Origin of the sequence: Nocardia sp. NPDC020380 (assembly GCF_044386975.1) — a bacterium.
Classification (GTDB): domain Bacteria; phylum Actinomycetota; class Actinomycetes; order Mycobacteriales; family Mycobacteriaceae; genus Nocardia.
Genome location: NZ_JBIRVQ010000009.1, coordinates 348,633 through 368,709 on the forward strand (window position 1 = coordinate 348,633; position 20,077 = coordinate 368,709).

23 protein-coding genes are annotated in these 20,077 nt (G+C 65.8%); 11 read left to right on the top strand and 12 right to left on the bottom strand.

Annotated features, from left to right (window positions below; genetic code table 11):
• Positions 1–3 precede the first annotated feature (3 nt).
• The 5 genes from nuoL to ACH438_RS26645 all read left to right on the top strand — a co-directional run bounded on the left by nuoL (position 4) and on the right by ACH438_RS26645 (position 6,326).
• Complete coding sequence (gene nuoL, locus ACH438_RS26625) at positions 4–1,875, top strand: NADH-quinone oxidoreductase subunit L (protein ID WP_397010000.1); 1,872 nt, start codon at positions 4–6, stop codon at positions 1,873–1,875.
• A complete protein-coding gene (locus tag ACH438_RS26630) occupies positions 1,872–3,488 on the top strand; it encodes an NADH-quinone oxidoreductase subunit M (RefSeq protein ID WP_397009823.1) in 1,617 nt (538 codons plus the stop codon). The genes nuoL and ACH438_RS26630 overlap by 4 nt, the downstream gene beginning before the upstream one ends.
• Positions 3,485–5,098 carry an NADH-quinone oxidoreductase subunit NuoN gene (nuoN, locus tag ACH438_RS26635; protein ID WP_397009825.1) on the top strand — a complete coding sequence of 538 codons (1,614 nt, stop codon included), beginning with the start codon at positions 3,485–3,487 and terminating at the stop codon, positions 5,096–5,098. The genes ACH438_RS26630 and nuoN overlap by 4 nt, the downstream gene beginning before the upstream one ends.
• A 107-nt stretch (positions 5,099–5,205) precedes the next feature.
• Positions 5,206–5,571 (top strand): hypothetical protein, encoded by a 366-nt coding sequence (locus tag ACH438_RS26640; protein ID WP_397009827.1) that lies wholly within the window; start codon positions 5,206–5,208, stop codon positions 5,569–5,571.
• 215 nt (positions 5,572–5,786) lie between these two features.
• Positions 5,787–6,326, top strand: coding sequence for a helix-turn-helix domain-containing protein (locus tag ACH438_RS26645; protein ID WP_397009829.1), 540 nt, complete (start codon positions 5,787–5,789; stop codon positions 6,324–6,326).
• Here the strand turns inward: ACH438_RS26645 and ACH438_RS26650 are convergent.
• Positions 6,307–6,747 carry a YybH family protein gene (locus ACH438_RS26650; protein ID WP_397009831.1) on the bottom strand — a complete coding sequence of 147 codons (441 nt, stop codon included), beginning with the start codon at positions 6,745–6,747 and terminating at the stop codon, positions 6,307–6,309. The genes ACH438_RS26645 and ACH438_RS26650 overlap by 20 nt on opposite strands.
• Before the next feature lie 128 nt (positions 6,748–6,875).
• On the opposite strand from ACH438_RS26650, the gene sigJ reads away from it, so the two are divergent.
• Entirely contained in the window at positions 6,876–7,766 is an 891-nt protein-coding gene (gene sigJ, locus ACH438_RS26655) for an RNA polymerase sigma factor SigJ (protein ID WP_397009833.1), read from the top strand.
• Here the strand turns inward: sigJ and ACH438_RS26660 are convergent, their stop codons facing one another.
• From ACH438_RS26660 to ACH438_RS26670, 3 genes are all read right to left on the bottom strand, one after another.
• Positions 7,767–8,879, bottom strand: a complete 1,113-nt coding sequence (locus ACH438_RS26660; RefSeq protein ID WP_397009835.1) for a serine hydrolase domain-containing protein — start codon at positions 8,877–8,879, stop codon at positions 7,767–7,769.
• A 174-nt stretch (positions 8,880–9,053) separates the two neighbouring features.
• On the bottom strand, positions 9,054–9,509 hold the full coding sequence (locus tag ACH438_RS26665; RefSeq protein ID WP_397009837.1) for a GtrA family protein: 456 nt from the start codon (positions 9,507–9,509) through the stop codon (positions 9,054–9,056).
• Positions 9,510–9,608: 99 nt separating this feature from the next.
• Positions 9,609–9,806, bottom strand: a complete 198-nt coding sequence (locus ACH438_RS26670) for a hypothetical protein (RefSeq protein ID WP_397009839.1) — start codon at positions 9,804–9,806, stop codon at positions 9,609–9,611.
• 150 nt (positions 9,807–9,956) lie between these two features.
• Here ACH438_RS26670 and ACH438_RS26675 point away from each other — a divergent pair, with 150 nt between their 5' ends.
• Both ACH438_RS26675 and ACH438_RS26680 read left to right on the top strand, forming a co-directional pair.
• Positions 9,957–10,865: a helix-turn-helix domain-containing protein gene (locus ACH438_RS26675; protein ID WP_397009841.1), complete on the top strand. Its 909-nt coding sequence runs from the start codon at positions 9,957–9,959 to the stop codon at positions 10,863–10,865.
• Positions 10,866–10,892: 27 nt separating this feature from the next.
• Positions 10,893–11,723 carry an SAM-dependent methyltransferase gene (locus ACH438_RS26680; protein ID WP_397009843.1) on the top strand — a complete coding sequence of 277 codons (831 nt, stop codon included), beginning with the start codon at positions 10,893–10,895 and terminating at the stop codon, positions 11,721–11,723.
• A 2-nt stretch (positions 11,724–11,725) separates the two neighbouring features.
• Here the strand turns inward: ACH438_RS26680 and ACH438_RS26685 are convergent, their stop codons facing one another.
• The gene (locus ACH438_RS26685) at positions 11,726–13,288 is read right to left on the bottom strand and encodes an FAD-dependent monooxygenase (RefSeq protein WP_397009845.1); all 1,563 of its coding nucleotides are present in this window, start codon (positions 13,286–13,288) and stop codon (positions 11,726–11,728) included.
• A gap of 50 nt (positions 13,289–13,338) precedes the next feature.
• On the opposite strand from ACH438_RS26685, the gene ACH438_RS26690 reads away from it, so the two are divergent.
• Positions 13,339–14,055, top strand: a complete 717-nt coding sequence (locus ACH438_RS26690) for a TetR/AcrR family transcriptional regulator (RefSeq protein WP_397009847.1) — start codon at positions 13,339–13,341, stop codon at positions 14,053–14,055.
• On the opposite strand, the gene ACH438_RS26695 is transcribed toward ACH438_RS26690, so the two are convergent.
• Positions 14,042–14,944: a TIGR03560 family F420-dependent LLM class oxidoreductase gene (locus tag ACH438_RS26695; protein ID WP_397009849.1), complete on the bottom strand. Its 903-nt coding sequence runs from the start codon at positions 14,942–14,944 to the stop codon at positions 14,042–14,044. The genes ACH438_RS26690 and ACH438_RS26695 overlap by 14 nt on opposite strands.
• A gap of 212 nt (positions 14,945–15,156) precedes the next feature.
• Between ACH438_RS26695 and ACH438_RS26700 the strand changes: the two genes are divergently transcribed.
• On the top strand, positions 15,157–15,423 hold the full coding sequence (locus ACH438_RS26700; protein ID WP_397009851.1) for a hypothetical protein: 267 nt from the start codon (positions 15,157–15,159) through the stop codon (positions 15,421–15,423).
• A 72-nt stretch (positions 15,424–15,495) separates the two neighbouring features.
• Here ACH438_RS26700 and ACH438_RS26705 read toward each other — a convergent pair whose 3' ends face one another.
• From ACH438_RS26705 to ACH438_RS26715, 3 genes are read right to left on the bottom strand one after another with little or no spacing between them, the layout of a single operon-like run.
• Entirely contained in the window at positions 15,496–15,942 is a 447-nt protein-coding gene (locus ACH438_RS26705; protein WP_397009853.1) for a DUF5753 domain-containing protein, read from the bottom strand.
• Positions 15,855–16,349 (bottom strand): helix-turn-helix domain-containing protein, encoded by a 495-nt coding sequence (locus ACH438_RS26710; RefSeq protein WP_397009855.1) that lies wholly within the window; start codon positions 16,347–16,349, stop codon positions 15,855–15,857. The genes ACH438_RS26705 and ACH438_RS26710 overlap by 88 nt, the downstream gene beginning before the upstream one ends.
• Positions 16,330–16,848: a DUF6879 family protein gene (locus ACH438_RS26715; protein WP_397009858.1), complete on the bottom strand. Its 519-nt coding sequence runs from the start codon at positions 16,846–16,848 to the stop codon at positions 16,330–16,332. Before ACH438_RS26715 ends, ACH438_RS26710 begins: the two co-directional genes overlap by 20 nt.
• Before the next feature lie 429 nt (positions 16,849–17,277).
• Here ACH438_RS26715 and ACH438_RS26720 point away from each other — a divergent pair, with 429 nt between their 5' ends.
• Positions 17,278–17,601 (top strand): hypothetical protein, encoded by a 324-nt coding sequence (locus ACH438_RS26720; protein WP_397009860.1) that lies wholly within the window; start codon positions 17,278–17,280, stop codon positions 17,599–17,601.
• Positions 17,602–17,819: 218 nt separating this feature from the next.
• Here the strand turns inward: ACH438_RS26720 and ACH438_RS26725 are convergent, their stop codons facing one another.
• The 3 genes from ACH438_RS26725 to ACH438_RS26735 all read right to left on the bottom strand — a co-directional run bounded on the left by ACH438_RS26725 (position 17,820) and on the right by ACH438_RS26735 (position 19,924).
• Positions 17,820–18,311: an FBP domain-containing protein gene (locus tag ACH438_RS26725; protein ID WP_397009862.1), complete on the bottom strand. Its 492-nt coding sequence runs from the start codon at positions 18,309–18,311 to the stop codon at positions 17,820–17,822.
• A gap of 151 nt (positions 18,312–18,462) precedes the next feature.
• Complete coding sequence (locus ACH438_RS26730) at positions 18,463–19,290, bottom strand: alpha/beta fold hydrolase (protein ID WP_397009864.1); 828 nt, start codon at positions 19,288–19,290, stop codon at positions 18,463–18,465.
• Between the two features lie 85 nt (positions 19,291–19,375).
• Positions 19,376–19,924: a carboxymuconolactone decarboxylase family protein gene (locus ACH438_RS26735; RefSeq protein WP_397009866.1), complete on the bottom strand. Its 549-nt coding sequence runs from the start codon at positions 19,922–19,924 to the stop codon at positions 19,376–19,378.
• Positions 19,925–20,077: the final 153 nt, after the last annotated feature.

Genomic DNA, 20,077 nt, shown 5'->3' on the forward strand with positions numbered 1-20,077 from the left:
ATGATGCTCTGGCTGCTGCCGGCGCTGCCCCTCGGCGGCGCCGCCTTCCTGCTGCTGGTCGGCAAGTTCAGCGACAAGTGGGGTCACCTGCTCGGCTGCGTCATGGCGCTGGCCTCCTTCGGGGTCGCGGCGTGGGCGTTCTCCGACATGCTGGATCGGTCGAATGCGCAACGGGCCGTGCACTATTCGCTGTTCGAATGGGTGCCGGTCGCGGGATTCAAGGCGGACTTCGCCTTCCAGCTCGATCAGCTCTCCATGTGCTTCGCGCTGCTGATCACCGGTGTGGGATCGCTGATCCACATCTACTCGGTCGGTTACATGGCCCACGATCCGGGGCGGCGGCGGTTCTTCGCGTACCTCAACCTGTTCCTGGCCGCCATGCTGGTGCTGGTTCTCGCCGACAACTACCTGATGCTCTACCTCGGCTGGGAAGGCGTCGGCCTGGCGTCCTACCTGCTCATCGGGTTCTGGCACGAGAAGCCCACTGCCGCAGCGGCTGCCAAGAAGGCGTTCGTGGTCAACCGGGTCGGTGACATGGGGCTCGCCATCGCCTTGATGGTCATGTTCGCCACCTTCGGCAGCGTCGACTTCCGGACCGTGTTCGGGGCGGTCGAGCATGCGGGCGGCGGGACCGTCACGATCATCGGGTTGCTGCTGCTGATCGGGGCGTGCGGAAAGTCCGCGCAGGTGCCGCTGCAGTCCTGGCTCGGGGACGCGATGGAAGGCCCGACCCCGGTGTCGGCGCTCATTCACGCGGCCACCATGGTGACCGCCGGTGTGTACCTGATCGCGCGGTCCAATCCCATCTTCGATCTCTCTCCCGGTGCGCGAGCGGCCGTCATGGCGGTCGGTGCGATCACGCTGTTGTTCGGTGCGATCGTCGGCTGCGCCAAGGACGACATCAAGAAGGCGCTGGCGGCCTCCACCATGAGTCAGATCGGATACATGGTGCTGGCAGCGGGACTCGGGCCGATCGGGTACGCGGCAGCGATCATGCATCTGCTGACACACGGGTTCTTCAAGGCCGGACTCTTCCTCGGTGCGGGGTCGGTCATGCATGCCATGAACGACGAGACCGATATGCGCCGCTACGGCGGACTGCGGAAACTGCTGCCCATCACCTACGTGACCTTCGGGCTGGGATATCTTGCGATCCTCGGTGTTCCGCCGTTCGCGGGGTTCTTCTCCAAGGATCGGATCATCGAGGCGGCGTTCGCGCACGGTGGATTCGGCGGCATCGTCACCGGATTGGTGGCGCTGGCCGGTGCGGGCATCACCGCGTTCTACATGACTCGCGTCATGATCTTCACCTTCTTCGGTGAACCGCGCTGGAAGGAAGACACCCACCCGCACGAGGCTCCGGCCTCCATGACCGGGCCGATGATTCTGCTGGCCTTCGGATCCGTGGCCTCCGGCTTCCTGCTCTGGTACGGGTCGGCGCTGCAGAACTGGCTGGCGCCGGTGGTCGGCATCGAGCACGCGGAACCGATCATCCCGACCTGGGCGATCACCTTCTTCGCGCTCGCCGTCGTCGCCGCGGGCATCTGGGTGGCCTACGACCAGTACGCCGCCAAGCCCATCCCCGAAACCGCGCCGGAGGGCACGCCGCTCACCGAGGCCGCACGCCGCGACCTCTACGGCGACGCCTTCAACGAGGCCGCGTTCATGCGGCCCGGGCAGCATCTGACCCGTTCGCTGGTCTTCGTCGACACTCGCGGTATCGACGGGCTGGTCAACTCGACCGCCGCGGTCATCGGCGGCCTGTCCGCCCGGATCCGGCGGGTGCAAACCGGATTCGTGCGCTCCTACGCCCTGTCCATGTTCACCGGCGCGGCCCTGGTGGTCGCCGCCCTGCTGGCGGTGAGGTTGTTTTGAGTGACTTTCCTTGGCTGACAACGCTGTGGGTGACACCGATGGTCGGGGCCGCGCTGGTGCTGCTGCTCCCGGCCAAATGGCGGACCGGGGCGCGCTCGTTCGCGCTACTGGTGTCGCTGGGCACGCTCGGGGTCGGGATCTACCTGGCCACGCAGTTCGTGCCCGGTGGGGATCAGTATCAGTTCGTCGAAAACCATGAATGGATACCGGCGTTCGGGGCGGGATACACGCTCGGGCTGGACGGTATCGCGCTGGTGCTGGTGCTGCTCACCGCCGGACTGGTGCCGCTGCTGATTCTGGCCGGCTGGCAGGACGATCGGGAAGTCGGGACCGGGCGGCGGGTGTCGCACACCTATATGGCGCTCACCCTGATGGTCGAGGCCATGGTGCTGATCTCGTTCACCTCCTTGGACATTCTGCTGTTCTACGTGTTCTTCGAGGTCATGCTCATTCCGATGTACTTCCTCATCGGCGGGTTCGGGCCGCGGACCGGGGATGTGACCATCCGGCAGCAGCGGTCGCGGGCGGCCGTGAAGTTCCTGCTGTACAACCTGTTCGGCGGGCTCATCATGCTGGCCGCGGTCATCGGGCTGTACGTGCTCACCGCGCGGCAGAAGCTCGGCACCGACGGTGGCGGGACCTTCGATTTCCGGACCGTCATGGAGGCGGCCAACTCCGGGCACCTCGGGGCCGGGCCGGGGGTGCTGAACGCGCTGTTCCTCGGGTTCATGTTCGCGTTCGCGGTGAAGGCGCCGCTGTGGCCGTTGCACACCTGGCTGCCGGATGCCGCGGTCGCGGCCACACCGGCGAGTGGTGTGCTCATGATGGCGGTGGTCGACAAGGTCGGGACCTTCGGCATGTTGCGGTACTGCCTGCTGCTGTTCCCGCACGCCACCTCGACTTACGCGCCATTGATCAGTGTGCTGGCGGTGATCGGGATCATCTACGGGGCGTTGCTGGCCATCGGGCAGACCGATGTCATGCGGCTCATCGCCTATACGTCGATCTCGCACTTCGGGTTCATCATTCTCGGGATCTTCGCGCTCACCACGCAGGGCGGGACCGGGGCGACGCTGTACATGGTCAATCACGGAATCTCCACTGCGGCACTGTTCCTCATCGCCGGGTTCCTGGTTTCGCGGCGCGGGACGCGGCTCATCGCCGAGTTCGGTGGGGTGCAGAAGGTCGCGCCGATTCTGGCGGGGACGTTCTTCATCTCCGGTCTGGCGACGCTCTCCTTGCCGGGGCTCGCACCGTTCATCAGCGAATTCCTGGTGCTGATCGGCACATTCACGCGGTACCCGGTGGCGGCCATCTTCGCGGCCACCGCGCTGGTGCTCGCCGCGCTGTACGTGCTGTGGATGTACCAGCGGATGATGACCGGGCCCGTGAAGAAGGGCAATGAGAAGCTCTATGACCTGCTGCCGCGCGAAATGGTCGTGGTGGTGCCGCTCATCGCGGCGCTGCTGTTCCTCGGGGTGTACCCGAAACCCATTCTGAACGCGGTCGATCCTGCGGTGGCGAACACCCTCACCACCATCGGTCAGCACAATCCGGCGCCGGCAGTGCAGCCGGAAGCCGCCCAGCAGCCCAGCGGAGGTGCTCAGAAGTGAACGGAACACCCCTGATCCTCGCCGCCTCGGTGCCCGCACCGAGCATCGAATACCGCGATCTGTCGCCGATGCTCATCGTGTTCGGCGTCGCGGTGGCGGGCGTGCTCGTGGAAGCGTTCGCGCCCAGGCGATTCCGCTATCTGATGCAGTTGATACTCGGACTGGGCGGTATGGGCGTTGCGCTGGGTGCGGTGATCGGCCTGCGCAATGTCCGCGAGACCGCGATGGTCGGGGCGGTCGCCATCGACGGGGTGAGCCTGTTCCTGCAGGGCACCATCCTCGTGGTGTCGATCCTCGGACTGCTGTTCCTCGCCGAACGGCGCGCGGACCGGCAGCCGATCCTGCGCGAAGGACCCGGCACCTGGAGTCTCGCGGCCGCCCGCGGCGTCGACGCGTTCGCGCCGCAGGCCGCGGCCATGCCCGGCAGCTCCGACGAAATCGCCGCCACCCGAGCGGGAGTCGCGACCACCGAGGTCTTCCCGCTCACCCTGTTCGCGGTCGCGGGGCTCATGCTCTTCCCGGCCTCCAACGACCTGCTGACCATGTTCATCGCATTGGAAGTGCTGTCACTTCCGCTGTACCTGCTGTGCGGGCTGGCGCGACGCCGCCGGTTGCTCTCGCAGGAAGCGGCGCTGAAATACTTCCTGCTCGGGGCGTTTTCCTCCGCCTTCTTCCTGTACGGCATGGCGCTGCTCTACGGCTACGCCGGCACCGTCCGCCTCGCGGGCATCGCCGATGCGGTGACCCGTGATTCGAGCAAGTCCCACACCCTGGCACTGCTGGGCGTGGCCATGCTCGCCGTCGGCTTGCTCTTCAAGATCGGCGCCGTCCCCTTCCAATCCTGGATCCCCGACGTCTACCAGGGCGCACCCACCGCGGTGACCGCATTCATGGCCGCCGCCACCAAGATTGCCGCAGTCGGTGCCATGTTGCGCGTCCTGTATGTTGCAGCCCCCGGCCTCCGCAACGACTGGCGCCCCGTCCTGGCGGCGATCGCCATCCTCACCATGGTCATCGGCGCCATCCTCGCCATCACCCAAACCGACATGAAGCGCATGCTCGCGTATTCCTCTGTGGCCCATGCCGGTTTCATCCTCACGGCCCTGGTAGCAGCCAACACCAACGGCATCTCCTCGGTCCTCTTCTACCTGGCCGTCTACGGCATCGGCACCTTGGGCGCCTTCGCCGCAGTAAGCCTGGTCCGAGACGAATCCGGCGACGAAGCAACATCTCTCCCCGCGTGGGCCGGAATGGGCCGCCACTCCCCCTGGCTCGCAACAATCTTCTCCCTCTTCCTCCTCTCCTTCGCCGGCATCCCCCTCACCAGCGGCTTCATCGCCAAATTCGCCGTCTTCGAAGCAGCCTCCTCCAGCAACTCCTCCTACCTCGTAATCGTCGGCGTAATCTCCAGCGCCATAGCCGCCTTCTTCTACATCCGAGTAATCGTCCTAATGTTCTTCACCGACCCCCCAACCCCCACCCCCACAGTCGTCTCCCCCACCATGACAACCTCCGTAGTAGCCCTAACAGCCGCCACAACCCTGGCCCTGGGCATCTACCCCCAACCCCTCCTCGACCTCGCCAAACACGCAGCCACCTTCACCCCCTAACCCCGGCCCGCCGCCCCCGCGGCGGGCCGCCCCATTTCCCCCGGTGTGTCCCCACACCACCGCCCAAACCCGTCCACAACGCAATGCGAAGGCACTACCTTCAAGAGATGGCGGAGACCGGCGACCCCATCGCGGCCGAAGACCCTGCAAAGTTCCTCGACGCCTTGGTCTTCGACGACACCGCGGCGCCCCAGCAATTGCCTCCCACGATCGACGAGATCGAACACGGCATGGTCACCATCCCCCTCAACCTCCCAAAGGAAATGCGCGACCGCCTCCGAGAAGTAGCCGCCGCCCACTGCATCACCCCCACCATGCTCATCCGCCAATTCATCGACATGGGCCTGGCCGCCGAACAACTGGCGGCTGCTGCGGCAGCTGGCGAGCTGATATTCGGCGAAACCCTCGACGCCGCCACGGTGCTGCCGTCACGCGAAGTGCGACCTGACTCCGCGCCAGATAGCCTGACCTGACACAAGTCCAGCAGAAGAGCGCTCCGACACGGCCGGAGCGCTCTTCTCCTTTGCATACAACCGAGAGTCAGGCCGTTCGCCGTCCGTCAAGCATGGTCAAGCATCCGCCGAAACTCTGCCGCGTGAGGTCCGGACAGTGCTGCCCTCCTCGAAACGATCATTCACACAAGTGTGAACATTATCGATCCTGAAAACAATAGAGGTACCGTGGTGTCGTGAAGTCCGTCGAACTACTGCTCCATCCGGTCCGGTTGCGCATCGTCGAGGCCTTCCTGGGCGACCGGGAACTGACCACCGCCGCCCTGAGCGCGGAACTGGACGATGTGCCCGCGGGCAGCCTGTATCGCCATATCGCTCGGCTGGTCGAGCACGATGTACTCGAGATCGTCGCGGAACGACGCGTACGCGGCACCACAGAGCGCACCTACGCCCTGCGCGCGGACAAGACCTCCATCGACCCGGAGCAGCTGGCCGGTATGAGCGCCGATGACCATCGAGCCGCGTTCCTGGCCTACATCGCGGGCCTGGTGGCCGATTTCGATCGGTACACCGAGGACGGCGATATCGACCTCGTCCGCGACGGGGTCGGGTACCGGACCCTCGGAATGTGGCTCGACGACGCCGAATTCATCGAGTTCATCGCCGACCTGCGCAAGGTCGTCGAACCGCGCCTGGCCAACAAGGAGACCGCCGAACGCTCGCTCCGGCTCATGCGCACGGTCTTCCTGCCGGGCGTCAGGGCTCGAGGTCGATGACGCCCTTGCCGGTTGCGATGTCCAGGGGGACGGAGACCTGATCGTGGGATATGAGCCAGATGTTGTCGATCTTTCGGAGGCCGTAGGTTGCCCGGACCCACATGCCGGGGGTCGGCGTGCCGTTGGCGAGAGTGCCGGTCAGGCGGGCAAAGGCGTGAGCGAAGGCTATATCGAGGCCCGTGGTGATGGTCAGGTCGCGGATTTCGTAGGTGACCGTGTCGAAGAAGGTGAAGACGGTTGACCAGTTCTTCAGCTTCGCCGTGACTCCGACATGCTGGAGTGGAGGCTCGATGTCGAAGGAGATGACGTCGGGGCTGTAGAGGCACTGCAGGGCTTCGAGGTCCTTGGTGTGAAGGGCCTCGCGTATCTTGTCGAACTGGTGGCGGATCTGGGCTTCTTCGGTCTTGTCGGGGCTGGTCATGGTCGGCTCCTCTGGGCTCGGGGTCACTGGATTCGACGACGCAGGGTGTGGAAATGTCAGGGCGGCTCACAAATCCGGGTGCTGAATCGTCGAATCGGTGAGGGACACGGGAACCGAAGGAGACGACCATGACCGACCCGCAGTTGGCCGCCGTGATCAGTGAGCGCCGCAAGTTGATCAATCTTTCTTATCGGTTGCTCGGTTCGCTCGCCGAGGCCGAAGACGTGGTGCAGGAGACGTATACGCGGTGGTACTCGCTGTCCGAGGGGCAGCGGGAGGAAGTCGCGGTGCCGGGTGCTTGGCTGACCACGGTCGCCAGCCGGATCTGCCTCGATCTGCTGGGCTCGGCGCGGACCCGGCGGGAACAGTATGTGGGCGAATGGATTCCGGAGCCGATACCTGGACGGTCCGAGTGGCTCGATGGGTCCTATGCTGCCGATCCTGCGGACCGGGTCACCCTGGATGAGTCGATCAGCATGGCGTTTCTCGTTGTACTGGATTCCATGACGCCGGCCGAGCGGGTGGCGTTCGTTCTGCACGACGTTTTCCGGTACTCCTTCGCGGAGGTTGCCGAGATCGTCGGGCGCACGCCCGCGGCCTGCCGTCAGCTTGCTTCCAGCGCGCGGCGGCGCATCCAATCCTCGCGGGAGCCGTCGAGCGAGGAGCGTGCCGATGTGGTCCGGGACTTCAAACGGGCTTGGGAGACAAAGAATATCGAGGCGCTGATCGGGCTGCTCGATCCGCGGGCGATCGCTACCGCCGATGGCGGCGGCCTGGCCCTGGCCTTCCTCGACCCGATCAGCGGTGGCGAGCAGGTTGCCCGCGCTTGGATGGAGATCGCGGCCCGCAGCCCCGAGATCACGCTGCTGGAGCGCACGGTGAACGGCCAGCCCGGCCTCGTCGCGGAGCTCGACGGCGTCATCGTCTCCGTCTACGCATTCGATGTTTCGGACGGCCGCATCACTCGCATCTGGGTGATCCGGAACCCGGAGAAGCTGCGGCCCTGGACAGCCGGTTAGTCAGTCGATTGCGCAGCTGATGGCGATGATCGCATCGGAGAAGGCGGGGTTGGGGTCTTCGCTGTTGACGCTGAGGGTCACGGCGGCACCCTTCGGCGTGATGAAGGAGACGGTGCTGAAGCCGGGGATCCCGCCGGCGTGGCCCCAGAGATCCTTCGACTCTTTGCCACACGGCATTTGGAAGCGGATCAGGCCCAGCCCGTAGTTCATTTCCGGCGACATGGGCCGGGTCTGCTTCATTTGAGTGAGTTGCGCTGGGGGAAGCAGCTTTCCGGACAGCAGCGCGGTGAAGAAGGTGTTCAGGTCGGCACCCGTGGAGATCATGGCGCCGGCGGCGCCCGCCCAGGCCGCGTCCATACCGGTCACGTCGACCCAGTTGCCGTCGACCTTGCGATAGCCGAGCGGGTGCGGATCGCGCAGGGTGGTGTCGCCGGGCAAAGGGAAGTAGGTGTCGCGCATCGCAAGCCGGTCGAGAATCCGACTACTGATCTCGGCCGCGAGCGTGTGACCGGTGACATGTTCGATCAGCATGTCGAGAAGTACGTAATTGGTGTTGGTGTAGCGGAATTCGGATCCCGGCTCGAACTGCGGGGGCATCGTCATCGCGATGCGGACCAGATCAGCAGGAGTGAAGTCGCGGTAGGCCTTGCCATCCGACGTCTGATCCAGCTGCTGCGGCAACTTGTGGGTGACATCCTCGGGAGCGAAGTCCGGTAGGCCGCTGGTGTGCTGAAGCAGTTCGTGAACCGTGATGCGGGACCCGTCATTGCCATTGCCCTGCACCACGCCCGGCAGATACCGGTCGATCGGCGCGTCGAGATCGACCGCCCCCTCGGCGACGAGTTGCAGGACGACCGTCGAAACGAATGCCTTGGTAACGCTCCCGATTCGGATGTGCGCTCCCTCAGGATAGGGAGCACCAGTAGCAAGATCGCCCGCGCCCGCCGTAACAGTGTGCTGTCCCGCGGAATCGGTGATGACGGCCTGTGTACCAGGCAGCCCCGAGCGGATCGCGGCGGTCAGCGCGTCGGAGACTTCAGCAGGTGGTGCTACCGGATTCGCCGTCGGGGTCTTGCCGCAGCCGGCAACGGCCAGCAATGTCGTGCCCAGCACGAGCGCGAGGACCGCTCGGTGCCGGCCATACCACCGAAATATGTTCGCACGCAAACTGTTGTCTCCCTCACGCGACCGATATCCGTCGCATTCGACGCTAGGGAGGGAGACCGTCCAGGCCTATCCGGTAACCCCCGGAGTTGGCCCTGATGTCTCACTACACCTGAAGTCGTACTAGAAGACGAAACTGCGCAGAGCCAGGAAGCGGAGGCCGCCGACCACCGCCATGACCGCGATCATCGCTGTCGCCTGAACGACATCGCTCAGACCGGGAGCCCAGCAGTCGAGGGCAGCCAGTACGGCTGTGGTGACCAGCAAGCCGACCAGCGCCAAGCCACCGCCCTCCCACTGTGCCTTGAACCAGGTGACATCGGTGGCCGCATTGAAAGTCAGCCGCCGGTGCAGCTCGTTCGCGATGATCGTGCTGACGATCGAGCCGGCGATATTGGCGACCAGCGGATCGAGTCCGGTCAGCGCCGTGAACAGCAGCACGTAGGTGACATTGCTGGCACCGCCCACCAGCGCGAACCGGATCAGCTGGGCGAGCACGTGATTGCTGCGCAGCATCGCGGAGGCGTCGATGTCGAAGGCCTGCCGCGGCCAGGGAGCGGCGATTGCTGTGCTGTTCATGCCACATACCGTCGCCGCCCCCGCTGACACCGACCTGTCGTGGACCTGTCACGGATCTGACGCGGCAAGCACGTCGTGGTCCCGCGACAACCCCGGACGTCAGGAAGCTCGCGGTTCGACCTTGCTCACGACCGCGAGTTCGTGTTCGATAGCCACTGCCGCATAATGCATTCCGGTCGCCCGCAATTGCGCGATGCGGCGATAGACCGCGTCCAGACCGTAGTCCGAGACGACATTGGCGATCCCGATCCGCCTGCCCTGGTCGACGCCGACCGATATTGCGATGGTGCTCGTCATAGTCACGGCTCTCCCACAGATTGCCCCGTGCCCCGCACGGACAGAATAGCGCAGTGCACGTGCATCGGCACGTGCGGAGGCTGAATGAGCGCGGTGTAATCGGTTGTGGCACACTCGGGTACGCGAAACGAGCGCCGACAGGGAGTCGCAGTGAGGAACGATCGGACCGCCGCCGCGGTGATCATGGACGGGGCCGGTCAGGACGAGGACCCGGCACTCCTGCGCCGAGTACTCGGCGCCCGCCTGCGACGACTGCGCGAAACGGCCGGGATCAGCGGCGAAGCCGCCGGCCGCACCATCCGCGCCTCGCATTCCAAGATCAGCCGCCTGGAGGCCGGCCGGGTCGGCTTCCGCGCCAGGGACATCGACGACCTGCTCACCCTCTACGGCGTCATCGACCCCGCCGTACGAGCCGAATACGCGCAACTCGCCAGCCGTGCGAACGCCATCGGCCGCTGGGAGAACGACGCGGACCTGATACCCCTCCGGCAGGACACCTACGTCGCCCTGGAGGACGCGGCAGCCATCATCCGCTGCTACGCACCGGGTTTGGTGCCCGAACTGGTCCGCACCCCCTCCTACGCCCACACCGTCAGCGCCATCGCGCACCGCGAACCGGCCGCCGACATCCAGCGGCGCGTCGAACTGCTCATGCGCCGCCAGCACCTGCTCACCCGTCCCGGCGCGCCGAAGGTGTGGTTCGTGATCGAGGAAGCCGCCCTGCGCCGCCCGATCGGCGGCAACGAGGTCTGGCAGACCCAATTGGATCACCTCGCCGACCTGGCGGTGCGCCCCAATATCACCGTGCAGGTGCTGCCCGACTACGTCGGCGGCCCCGCGATCAGCAGTGTCCCCTTCACCGTGTTGCGTTTCGCCGCACCGGAACTCAGCGACCTCGTCCACCTGCATCACGCCACCGGCACGCAGTTCCTGGACAAACGCGCCGACCTCGACCGCTACAACTCGATCTGGTCGCGGCTGTGCGTGTGCGCCACCCCGCCGGAGCAGACCCTCGAGGTCATCGACACCATCAGGTCGAGCCACACACTCGACGCCTAATCAACGACCGGAGTCAGAACAAACCCTATGCCTGACAACAGCATTGGCACGCCGCTGCCCACCGAGATCGACACCACCATCGCCCACGAGGCCCGCGTCTACGACTACTGGCTCGGCGGCAAGGAGAACTACCCGGCCGACCGCGCGCTGGGCGACATCATCGCCGGGCACATCCCCACCATCAAGACCATGGCCCGCGCCAATCGCGCCTTCCTGGGCCGCGCGGTCCGCTACCTGGTCAACGAGGCCGGGATCACCCAGTTCCTCGACATCGGCACGGGCATCCCCACCGCCGGCAACACCCACGAGGTCGCACAGCAGCTCGACCCCGCCGCGCGGATCGCGTACGTGGACAAGGATCCGATCGTGCTCGCGCACGCCCGCGCGCTCATGGACAGCACCCCGCAGGGCCGCACCCAGTTCCTGCACGCCGACCTGCACGATCCGCGCTCGATTCTCGATCACCCGGCCCTCGCCGAGACCCTCGATCTGTCGCAGCCGGTCGCGATCATGCTCGTCGCGATCATGATGTACTTCCACGACAACGATCACCCCGAGGAGATCATCGCAACCCTCCTCGACGCCGTCCCCACAGGCAGCTACCTCGTAATCACGCACCCCACAGCCGATTTCGACCCCGAGGCCATGGCCGGTGTCGCCGCCTCGGCGCAGGCGTCCGGCATCGATTTCCACCCGCGCAGCAAGTCCGAGACCGCCGCGCTCTTCGAAGGCACCATCCTCGTCGACCCGGGTATCTCCCCGGTCGCCACCTGGCGCACCGACCTCACCGATCGCCCTGCCGCGGTCGAGGACGCCGACAGCGCCTGGTACTGGTCGGGAATCGGCCGCAAGGCCTGAGTTCAGCCCACACGCTCGGAGGGGAGTGACGCAGCGCCGGCCCATCGGTTCAGGGCCGCTTCCAGGCCGGTGCTGTCCGCGGTATCGGATGCCCAGGCGACCACTCCGTCCGGACGTACCAATACCCCGGCCGGGGTCGCATGGTCATCGGTCACGCTGATCACGCGCCCATCCCAAGTCGCAGCGAGCTGGGCGAATACACCGTCCGGCGTGCGATCGAGCAGCAGGAATCCTCCGCCGTGCCCGTGGTCGGCGAGCCGTGAGCCGTCCCGCAGATACAGATCGGGCACGAACCGGCCGACGAGCGGGTGGTCGCCCGGCAGGTCGAAATGCTGTGCGACACCCGAGATCTGCTTGACCGCGAAGGTCGCGCCGTCCCGGGTGCCGAGCAGCTGAGCGATGACCTCGCGCAGCGCGGCGGACTTGGAATCCCCGCGCAGCACGCCGATCTGGGCCCGAGTCCAGTCCAAGACCCAGGCGCCGAGCGGATGCCGTTCGGCCTCATAGGTGTCGAGCAATCCTTCCGGAGCCCACCCGGCAACCACGGCGCCGAGCTTCCACCCCAGATTCATCGCGTCACCGACCCCGAGATTGAGCCCCTGACCACCGAACGGTGAGTGCACGTGCGCGGCATCACCGGCCAGCAGCACCCGTCCCGACCGGTAGGTCGCAGCCTGGCGAGCATTGTCACTCCAGCGAGAAGCATTGCCGCGCAGTGCGGTCAGCGTGACATCGGTGCCCGAGACACGGCGCAGACTGGCCTGTAGCGCTTCCAGGGTGACCGGCGCCGGACGGTCTGCGGGACCGCCGTCGAACTCCACGGTGACGAGCCGCCCGGGCTGCGGACCGACGCGGTACACGCCCTGCGTCGTCCACGTCCACCCGTTCGCGAGCTGCTCCGGATCGGCAATGTCGGCGATCGCCATGTACCCCGTGAGTTCGGCGTCGGTGCCGGGGAATTCGATGCCCGCGAGCTTGCGCACGGCACTGTGCCCGCCATCGCATCCGACCAGCCACCCGGTGCGCACGGTGCCCGCAGTGGTGCCGACGAGCACTCCGTCACCGGTATCCTCGAGCCCGGTGACCTCGACCCCGCGATGCACGGGAATCCCCAGTCGTGCAACATGTTCGGCCAGTATCTCCTCGAACTGCGGCTGCGGCACCAACTTCGCTCCGTCGACCGCGGCGTGCGCGGCCAGATCGGGATCGGACCAGTCGACGAGGTTCGGATCGAGCGTCATGCCCGCGAAGTGCCCGGTGAACCTGGTATCGGGCGCAGGCCGGTCACTCGCCTGCTTGCCGTCGCCCACGCGGGCGAAGGATCCCATCCGCTCGAGCATCTCGCGCTGCACCCGCTCGGCGGCGGGCCGCAGCCCGCGGCGGTCGAGCGCCTCGGCCGCGGGCGTGTTGATCGCGCCCGCTTTCATCGCTCCGGTCGGCTCGGCCAGTCGCTCGAGGATCTGCACCTTCACACCGGAGAGCGCCAGCTCAGCGGCAAGCACGAGGCCTACCGGCCCGGCGCCGACCACGGTCACGTCCATGTCTTGATTCAATTCGATATTCACGAACACTGTTCTACATGCGAACACCGTTCGTGTCAATGTATAGTGGCCGGGTGAACGCCAAAGACCGACGTGCGGCGCGCTATCAGCCGCCGAGCCCCGACACGGCTCCCCGGACGCGCGGCCGCAAGGCCCTGATCACCGTCGACCAGGTCGTCGACACCGCGCTGGACCTCGTCGCCACCGAGGGCTTCGAGGCCCTGACCATGCGAAAGCTGGCCACCGCACTCGACACCGGACCCGCCTCGCTCTACGCCCACGTGGTCAACAAGGCCGACCTCGACGAGCTGCTCATCGGCCGCCTGTGCTCGGAACTCGCACTGCCCGAACCCGATCCGGCGGCCTGGCGCGACCAGATCCGCGACGTCTGCGTCCAGATCCGCGACCGGTACCTGAGGTTCCCGGGCATCTCCCGCGCCGCCCTCGCGATGTTCCCCACCGATCTGGAGATCGTGCGCGTCAGCGAAGGCATGCTCGCGATCCTGCTCGCGGGCGGCCTCGCTCCCCAGTCCGCCGCCTGGGCCGCCGACGCCCTGCTGCTGTACGTGTCCGCCTACTGCCTCGAAGCCTCGGTCGTCACCCAGCGATCGGCACAGGACGATGCCGCATGGGTCCTGGACCGCGACGAACTGGTCCGCCGCTTCACTGCCCTGCCGGCCGACACCTTCCCCAACACCACCCGCTACGCGGCCGAGATCACCGCCGGCGAAGGCCACGACCGCTTCGACTTCACCCTCGCCGCGATGATCGACGGCTTCACCCGCCGCTAGCCGCCGTGGCATGCCGCAGGTGTTCCACCTGCTCGGCGGCCTCGTCGAGGCGGTCGAGGTCGTCGACCTTCCAGGGCGCGGCGGTCTTCATCACCACCAGGTGATCGATCCCGAGATCATTGAATCCCGCTGCGCGAGCGGCGAGTTCGGCCGCGGTCTCGCCGGGGCGCAGGTGGGTGCTGACCGTCTTCTCGATCGCGTCGAACGACCGATCCGCGGCGGCGCAGTGCTCGGCCAGCACGCCGAGCTTATGGGTGATCGTCTTGCCGTTGTCCGGAATGTCATAGAGGTTGCAGGCCTGGGCATATCGGGCGACCAGCCGCAATGTCTTCTGCTCCCCCGCCCCCGCGATGAGAATCGGCGGGTGCGGACGGCTCACGGAATTCGGCGAATTGATCGGCCGCTCAGCGTGAAAATACTTGCCGTGGAACGGATCATCGCCGCCGGACCACGTTTGCAGGGCGAATTGCAGGGTCTCTTCGAGGCGTTCGAACCGTTCCGCGGTCGGCGGCAGGAACATTCCGGTCGATTCCGCCTCGAATTGGTGATATCCGGCCCCGATGCCGAGCCAGGCGCGGCCGCGGGAAAGAACGTCCACCGTGGTCACGGCCTTCACCAGGAGCATCGGTGCACGGAAGGTCGCCGCGGTCACCATGGTGCCGAGCCGGACCCGGTGCGTGAGCGCCGCGAAGTAGCCGAGCGTGCTGTAGGCCTCGAGGATCTCCTGGTCAGGATCGGTGCCGGGGGCGAGTTGCAGCAGATGATCGGTGACCCAGACCGTATCGAAGCGGCCCTCGTCAGCGCGCCGCACCAGCCGCTCCAGGCTCGCCGGGATTTCGGCCGGACCGCCGGTCCAGGAGAAGTTGCTGATACTCAAGCTGATTCGCATGGTGAGCTCCACAGAGAAGGCCGATGTAAGACACTGGCAAGTCTGATCGGCCCGTTACGACCGCACATCCGTCGCGGCACGTAACGAATGAGTACGCATCGCGGCGCTGGTACGAACTCGCTCCCCGGAGATCGACTACGACTTATGATGTCTGTGCATTTTTGGCAGTCGACACGTTCCTTCAATGTTCGAATGACTGGAAGGGGCATACGGTGAAACGCACCATCTTCGGCCGCATCGTCGCCGCCGTAGCGGTGAGTATGTTGATTTCTGCTCCGCTCGCGGTGACCGCGAGTGCTGCGGTCGTACCGATGCATCAGCAGCCACCGGGGTCGGCCGGTGGCCCGCCACCCGATGGCCGAGATTGGCGCGACGGCGGTCCGGGCGACCGGGATCGGCACTGTGACCGCAACGGTTACTGGCATGACAACGACAATGACGGCCCCGGTCACCGCGACAATCGTTGCGACGCCTGGTAGATCACGCGGACTGTCTGCCGGGCCGGGGCCGGATGCGACACAGACGTGTCGACCGGCCCCGGCCCGCGTCGTTCAACGGTCCAGTTCGGACAGCACGGTGAGAATGAGCGCCCGCGCCTCGCGACCGTAGACGGCGGAATGCTTGAGCACATCGAACATGCGGATGTACTGCACCCGTTCGGCCGGCCGCGTGACTTGAATGCTGGCCGTGGGCGTTTCGAGCGCCACCAGGTCGTCGTCGAAGATCCAGAACCCGGCGGAGGCCACCGCCTCCCGCTCGGTCATCAGGGGGATGATGCCCAGTGAAACATTGGGCAGGGTCATGAGTTCGAGCAGCCGGCCCAGCTGACCGGCCTGGACTTCCGGCGTGCCGAACCAGGTTCGCAGCGCCTGCTCCTCGAGCACCACCGCGAAGCGCTTGCCGGCGCGGGTCAGTACCCGCTGCCGTTCGATCCGGACCGCGACCGCCTCCTCGACATCATTGGGCGCGCCCAGGAACCGGATCCAGAACGAGAGCATGGCCGCGGAGTAGTCGGGGTCTGGAACAGCCCCGGAATCACATTGTGCTCGTAGATGCGGAAGACCGTGGTCTGCTCGTAGCGACGCAGGGTGTGCGCCCCGAGCACCCGCTTCATGCCCGCCCGGGATTCCCGGCGGAACTCCAGATACGCCGTGTCCACCGCGTGCAGGGTGGCGAGCAGATCCGCGACTTGATCATCGGCGTTGCACGCCTTGCACCATTCCCAGATGTCGCGGTCCGAGGGTGGTTGAACGCCGTTCTCTATCTTGGACACTCGGGTGAAATGTTGCCCGGTCGCGGTGCCGAGCTCCCGGATGGTGAGTGCCGCGCCCGTGCGCAGCTCGCGCAGACGTGCACCGAGTGCACGGCGCGCGTCGTGCGCGGCGCTAGACGGGTCGGTAGTCACGATGGGGAATCGCCAGTTTCCGCACCGCCTCGAATGCGGTGCGGCACAGGCGGAGATCGTCCGGATCCCGCGAGAGGGTCTTGCCGGTCGCTCGACCGGCGCCCGAATAGTGGAGGTAGATCACCAGTTCGCCGTCCACGAGGTAGAAGTCGTTGCCGGGCAGCGCGATCGAGGAGACCAGTCGGCGTGGCACCCATCGAATGTCCTCGCCCGCTTCCACCATGACATGCGCAATACCGTATGACCAGTGCTGGTATTCGCTGAGTGGTTCGGACACGATCCGCACCCGGCGCACCGTGCGACCCGCCGCGACATGCCGACGCACGGTCGCGCACCACGCACTCAGCCACTCCAGGTCGTCGGATTCGCCATGGGACCATTGCCGCATATGCGGCAATTCCACTTCGGTCCCGTAGACATCGCGCATCTCGAGATGAAGTGCTTCCGTTCCGAATTCGATCAGCAGACGGTCGAACTCGTCATCGCCGATCGAGGCCACTGTCTCCCTGTTCGAAGAACGGAATCAGACGATCCGGAATCTCGACGCATGATTCTCCAACGGGGATATTCATCCGATCCAATGCTTCCGGATCGGTGACGATCCACCCTTGAACCACCCACGAGCCCCGGTCGGTGCGATATAGAGTCGGAGAGCCGGACGGATTCGAACCAGGATCTTTCGCAATGAAGGTAAGCCGCATGAGCGATCCCCTGACTGGTGGTTGCGGACTGTTGCTCAGCGAGACACCTATCGTCACGCTGCCCGCACCAGGCGTCAAGTGCACATCGTGCCTGCTCCGCTCCGGTGACACGCCATGCTGACCAGTCCGATCCGCCACTCGCAACTTTTCGCAACACGCTTCCGCTGCAGAGCCATCGGGCAATAGCGTTGTGATCAGCCCGAGCGATAACCACAGGAGAGCGGCGAATGCGGCCACAACCGTCAGCGATCGGATTCCTCCGGCACGACGTGTCCGGAGCACAACGGCAGTGGGACGAGGCCCAAATCCAGCAGCTCGCAAGAAGACTCGGCTACGACCTTTGTAAAACACTGGTATTCGGCCCGGAAACGGACAGGCCGATCCTGCGAGTGCGCACCGCCATCTCGCGAATGGAAGCCGACGCCGTGATCACGCCCAGCCTCGCGCATTTCGACGGCGAAGTACCCGACGATGTCGTGCAGGTCGCCGACATCATCACGGTGCATCCGGAAAACACCTACGCGCGCTGGGTCGTCGCGCCCGGCGACTGAATCGCCGGGTGCGGATTCCTCTCCGGATGAGCAGAACCGGTTGTCACCGGGCCTACTCGAGCGGAGAGGAATCCCGTGCACCCCGGGCTCTTTGACAGAGTGTGCAGAACTCGGGGCGCAGCGGCGTGCGGTGCGGCACGGCGGTCGAGTGTCGGCTCATGGCATCTACCTCCTTTCTCATCGGCAGCACTGCGGCTGCGGGTCATTCAGTCAGTCGTTCAGCTGTAGAGCCGCTGCACGAAGGTCGCGATGTTCTGCCGCACGCGCTCGATCTTCTCCTCGGGCGTGATCAGGTCCTCGCGATAGCGCTGCCCGAGGGCGGGACGCCGCTTGTTGCGCGCGTACAGCGAACAGGCCAGATCGGTGCACATGAGGGTGCCGATCGTATTGCCGCGCCGTCCGGACTCCCCGGCCTTGGCCGCCGCCATGAGCGAAACGCCGTGCGCGGTATGGGTGGTCATGCAGATCGTGCACATCTGCGATTTGCCTGATCCGCCGGTCTCGTAGCGCAATGCGATACCGACCATCTCCTCGTCCCGCGGGACGACCAGGTAACCCCGCCCGGGGAACGACGGATCCGTCCAGCCCAGGAAGTCGAGATCATCCCAGGGACGATCGCCGAGGTCCCGCGGCACGGGCAGGCGCTTGGTATCGCCCTTGGAACAGTTCACGAACGACGATCGAATATCGCGCTCGGTAATGGGCTGCATGGTGGATCAGTACTCCTTCATCGATGGTGGACAAGCCGCAGCGACGCTACGACCAACCAGTTACCTTAGGCAACGGATTTTCCATCGACGCACCCAACCCGCAGGTGAGCGGCAGTGGAGGAGGACACCCGGCCCTCCCCCACCGATGAATTCACCTGTCCTGCAGGATCTCCCGCAGCCTCTTGGCGAACGATTCGGGGTCCTCCGCGAATCCGGTGTGCCCGCCGGCGAACATCTCGGGTTCGATCTCCAGCGCCGTGCCGAGCGCCCGGGAGGTGCGATCGCAGAACAGGCCCGCCGACGCCTCGCCGATGCCGATCACGATCTTGCCGGACGCCTTGCGGAGTCCGTCCAGGTCCGGCTCCCAGCCGGCGGTGGCGTGCAGTTCGTGCTCGTAGAAGTACCGCTCGTCGGCCAGCGTGCGGGCATCGCGCTCGCCGCCGAACATCTGCAACATCGCCTCCTCGGGCAGGTTCAGCCCGGTCATGGCGAAGAACTTGCGGATCGCGCCGAGCACATCGCCGGAGACGTAGGTGGCGGCGACATCGTCTGTGACGGCACGCAACTCGGCGCGATCGGGCAGCAGTTCGCGCAGCGGCGGCTCGTGCGCGAGGGCGGTGGTGACCGCCTCGGGATGGGTCAGTACCAGCGCCAGCGCGGTGATCGCGCCGCCGCTGGACCCGATCACGATCGCCGGGCCCGCATCGAGATTCGCGATGAGCCGGGCCAGATCGTCCGCGCGCAGCTCCGGAGTCGAATCCTTGGTGGTGTCGACATTGTTGCTCGCACCGTGGCCGCGCGGATCCGGCGTCAGCACGGTGAAATCAGGGGCGAGCAGTTCGGCGAGCGGGCCGAACGGCAGGTGGTCCATCGGCGAGCCGACCAAGGCGATAAGCGGGCCGTTGCCGCGCACTTCGTAATAGAGCGTGCCGTCCGGTACGGCGAGGGTCCCGGAGGTGACGGGGGCGGGCGAGGTCATGTATTTCTCCCAGCGGTTGGGACGACACTGACAGCACTACAGACGGTACGACCGCCCCGATCTCATCGGCCCGAAACGCACGTGATCAGACCGCTTTTCGAGGCTCCGGCAGGGCGCACGCCATGCCTTCAGCCATGCCCGTGGCCCGCACGCCGAGTCCCTGGTTGATCCGGGCGCGCTGGTTCTCCCAGGCGATGGCGGCGGCCAGCTCGGTCAGCTGCCCTTTGGTGAGGGTGCCGAGCAGTTGCTCGCGCAGCGGTTCGAGGTCCACCGCGGGCGTGACGGTCATCGCCTCCGCGAAGGCGATGACGAGTTTCTCCTGCTCGTCGAAGGCGTCGCTGGTCTCGTATTTCGGCAGGTCGATCACCTGCTGTTCGGTGATGCCCCCGTAGTGGGCCAGGGTCGATCCGATGTCGAGGCAGAACTGGCAGTTGATCAGCGCGGCGGTCTTGAGCTCGGCCAGATCCTTCAGATGCGGATCGAGCCGGTTCGACAGCATGAGCATGGTTTCGACGACCATCGTGCCGATCAGCACCTGCGGCCGCCGGATCAGCCAGCCGACGAGGTCGGCCTGATTGCGGCGGGCGCGGCGAAATGCCTTGATGTAGTTCCGGATCCGGGTGATTGCACGCATGCGTTTCACTCCCCTTTGCGTGTCGCTGAACTCTCCCTGCCTCCGATCGTAGGCCGCAACGACGACGCGTAGTAGGTGCTTCCGCTGATTTGTGAAGCACACAAACCTATGTATATTAGGTGTCAGCCTAATCATCATAGGAAGAAGGGAACC

What these genes read in the sequence shown, in the direction of transcription:
- nuoL (WP_397010000.1), top strand. Translation starts at nt 4, where the DNA reads ATGCTCTGGCTGCTGCCGGCGCTGCCCCTCGGCGGCGCCGCCTTCCTG.
- ACH438_RS26640 (WP_397009827.1), top strand. Translation starts at nt 5,206, where the DNA reads ATGGCGGAGACCGGCGACCCCATCGCGGCCGAAGACCCTGCAAAGTTC.
- ACH438_RS26650 (WP_397009831.1), bottom strand. Translation starts at nt 6,747, where the DNA reads ATGACCAGCCCCGACAAGACCGAAGAAGCCCAGATCCGCCACCAGTTC.
- sigJ (WP_397009833.1), top strand. Translation starts at nt 6,876, where the DNA reads ATGACCGACCCGCAGTTGGCCGCCGTGATCAGTGAGCGCCGCAAGTTG.
- ACH438_RS26665 (WP_397009837.1), bottom strand. Translation starts at nt 9,509, where the DNA reads ATGAACAGCACAGCAATCGCCGCTCCCTGGCCGCGGCAGGCCTTCGAC.
- ACH438_RS26670 (WP_397009839.1), bottom strand. Translation starts at nt 9,806, where the DNA reads ATGACGAGCACCATCGCAATATCGGTCGGCGTCGACCAGGGCAGGCGG.
- ACH438_RS26680 (WP_397009843.1), top strand. Translation starts at nt 10,893, where the DNA reads ATGCCTGACAACAGCATTGGCACGCCGCTGCCCACCGAGATCGACACC.
- ACH438_RS26695 (WP_397009849.1), bottom strand. Translation starts at nt 14,944, where the DNA reads ATGCGAATCAGCTTGAGTATCAGCAACTTCTCCTGGACCGGCGGTCCG.
- ACH438_RS26705 (WP_397009853.1), bottom strand. Translation starts at nt 15,942, where the DNA reads ATGCTCTCGTTCTGGATCCGGTTCCTGGGCGCGCCCAATGATGTCGAG.
- ACH438_RS26720 (WP_397009860.1), top strand. Translation starts at nt 17,278, where the DNA reads ATGCGGCCACAACCGTCAGCGATCGGATTCCTCCGGCACGACGTGTCC.
- ACH438_RS26725 (WP_397009862.1), bottom strand. Translation starts at nt 18,311, where the DNA reads ATGCAGCCCATTACCGAGCGCGATATTCGATCGTCGTTCGTGAACTGT.
- ACH438_RS26730 (WP_397009864.1), bottom strand. Translation starts at nt 19,290, where the DNA reads ATGACCTCGCCCGCCCCCGTCACCTCCGGGACCCTCGCCGTACCGGAC.
- ACH438_RS26735 (WP_397009866.1), bottom strand. Translation starts at nt 19,924, where the DNA reads ATGCGTGCAATCACCCGGATCCGGAACTACATCAAGGCATTTCGCCGC.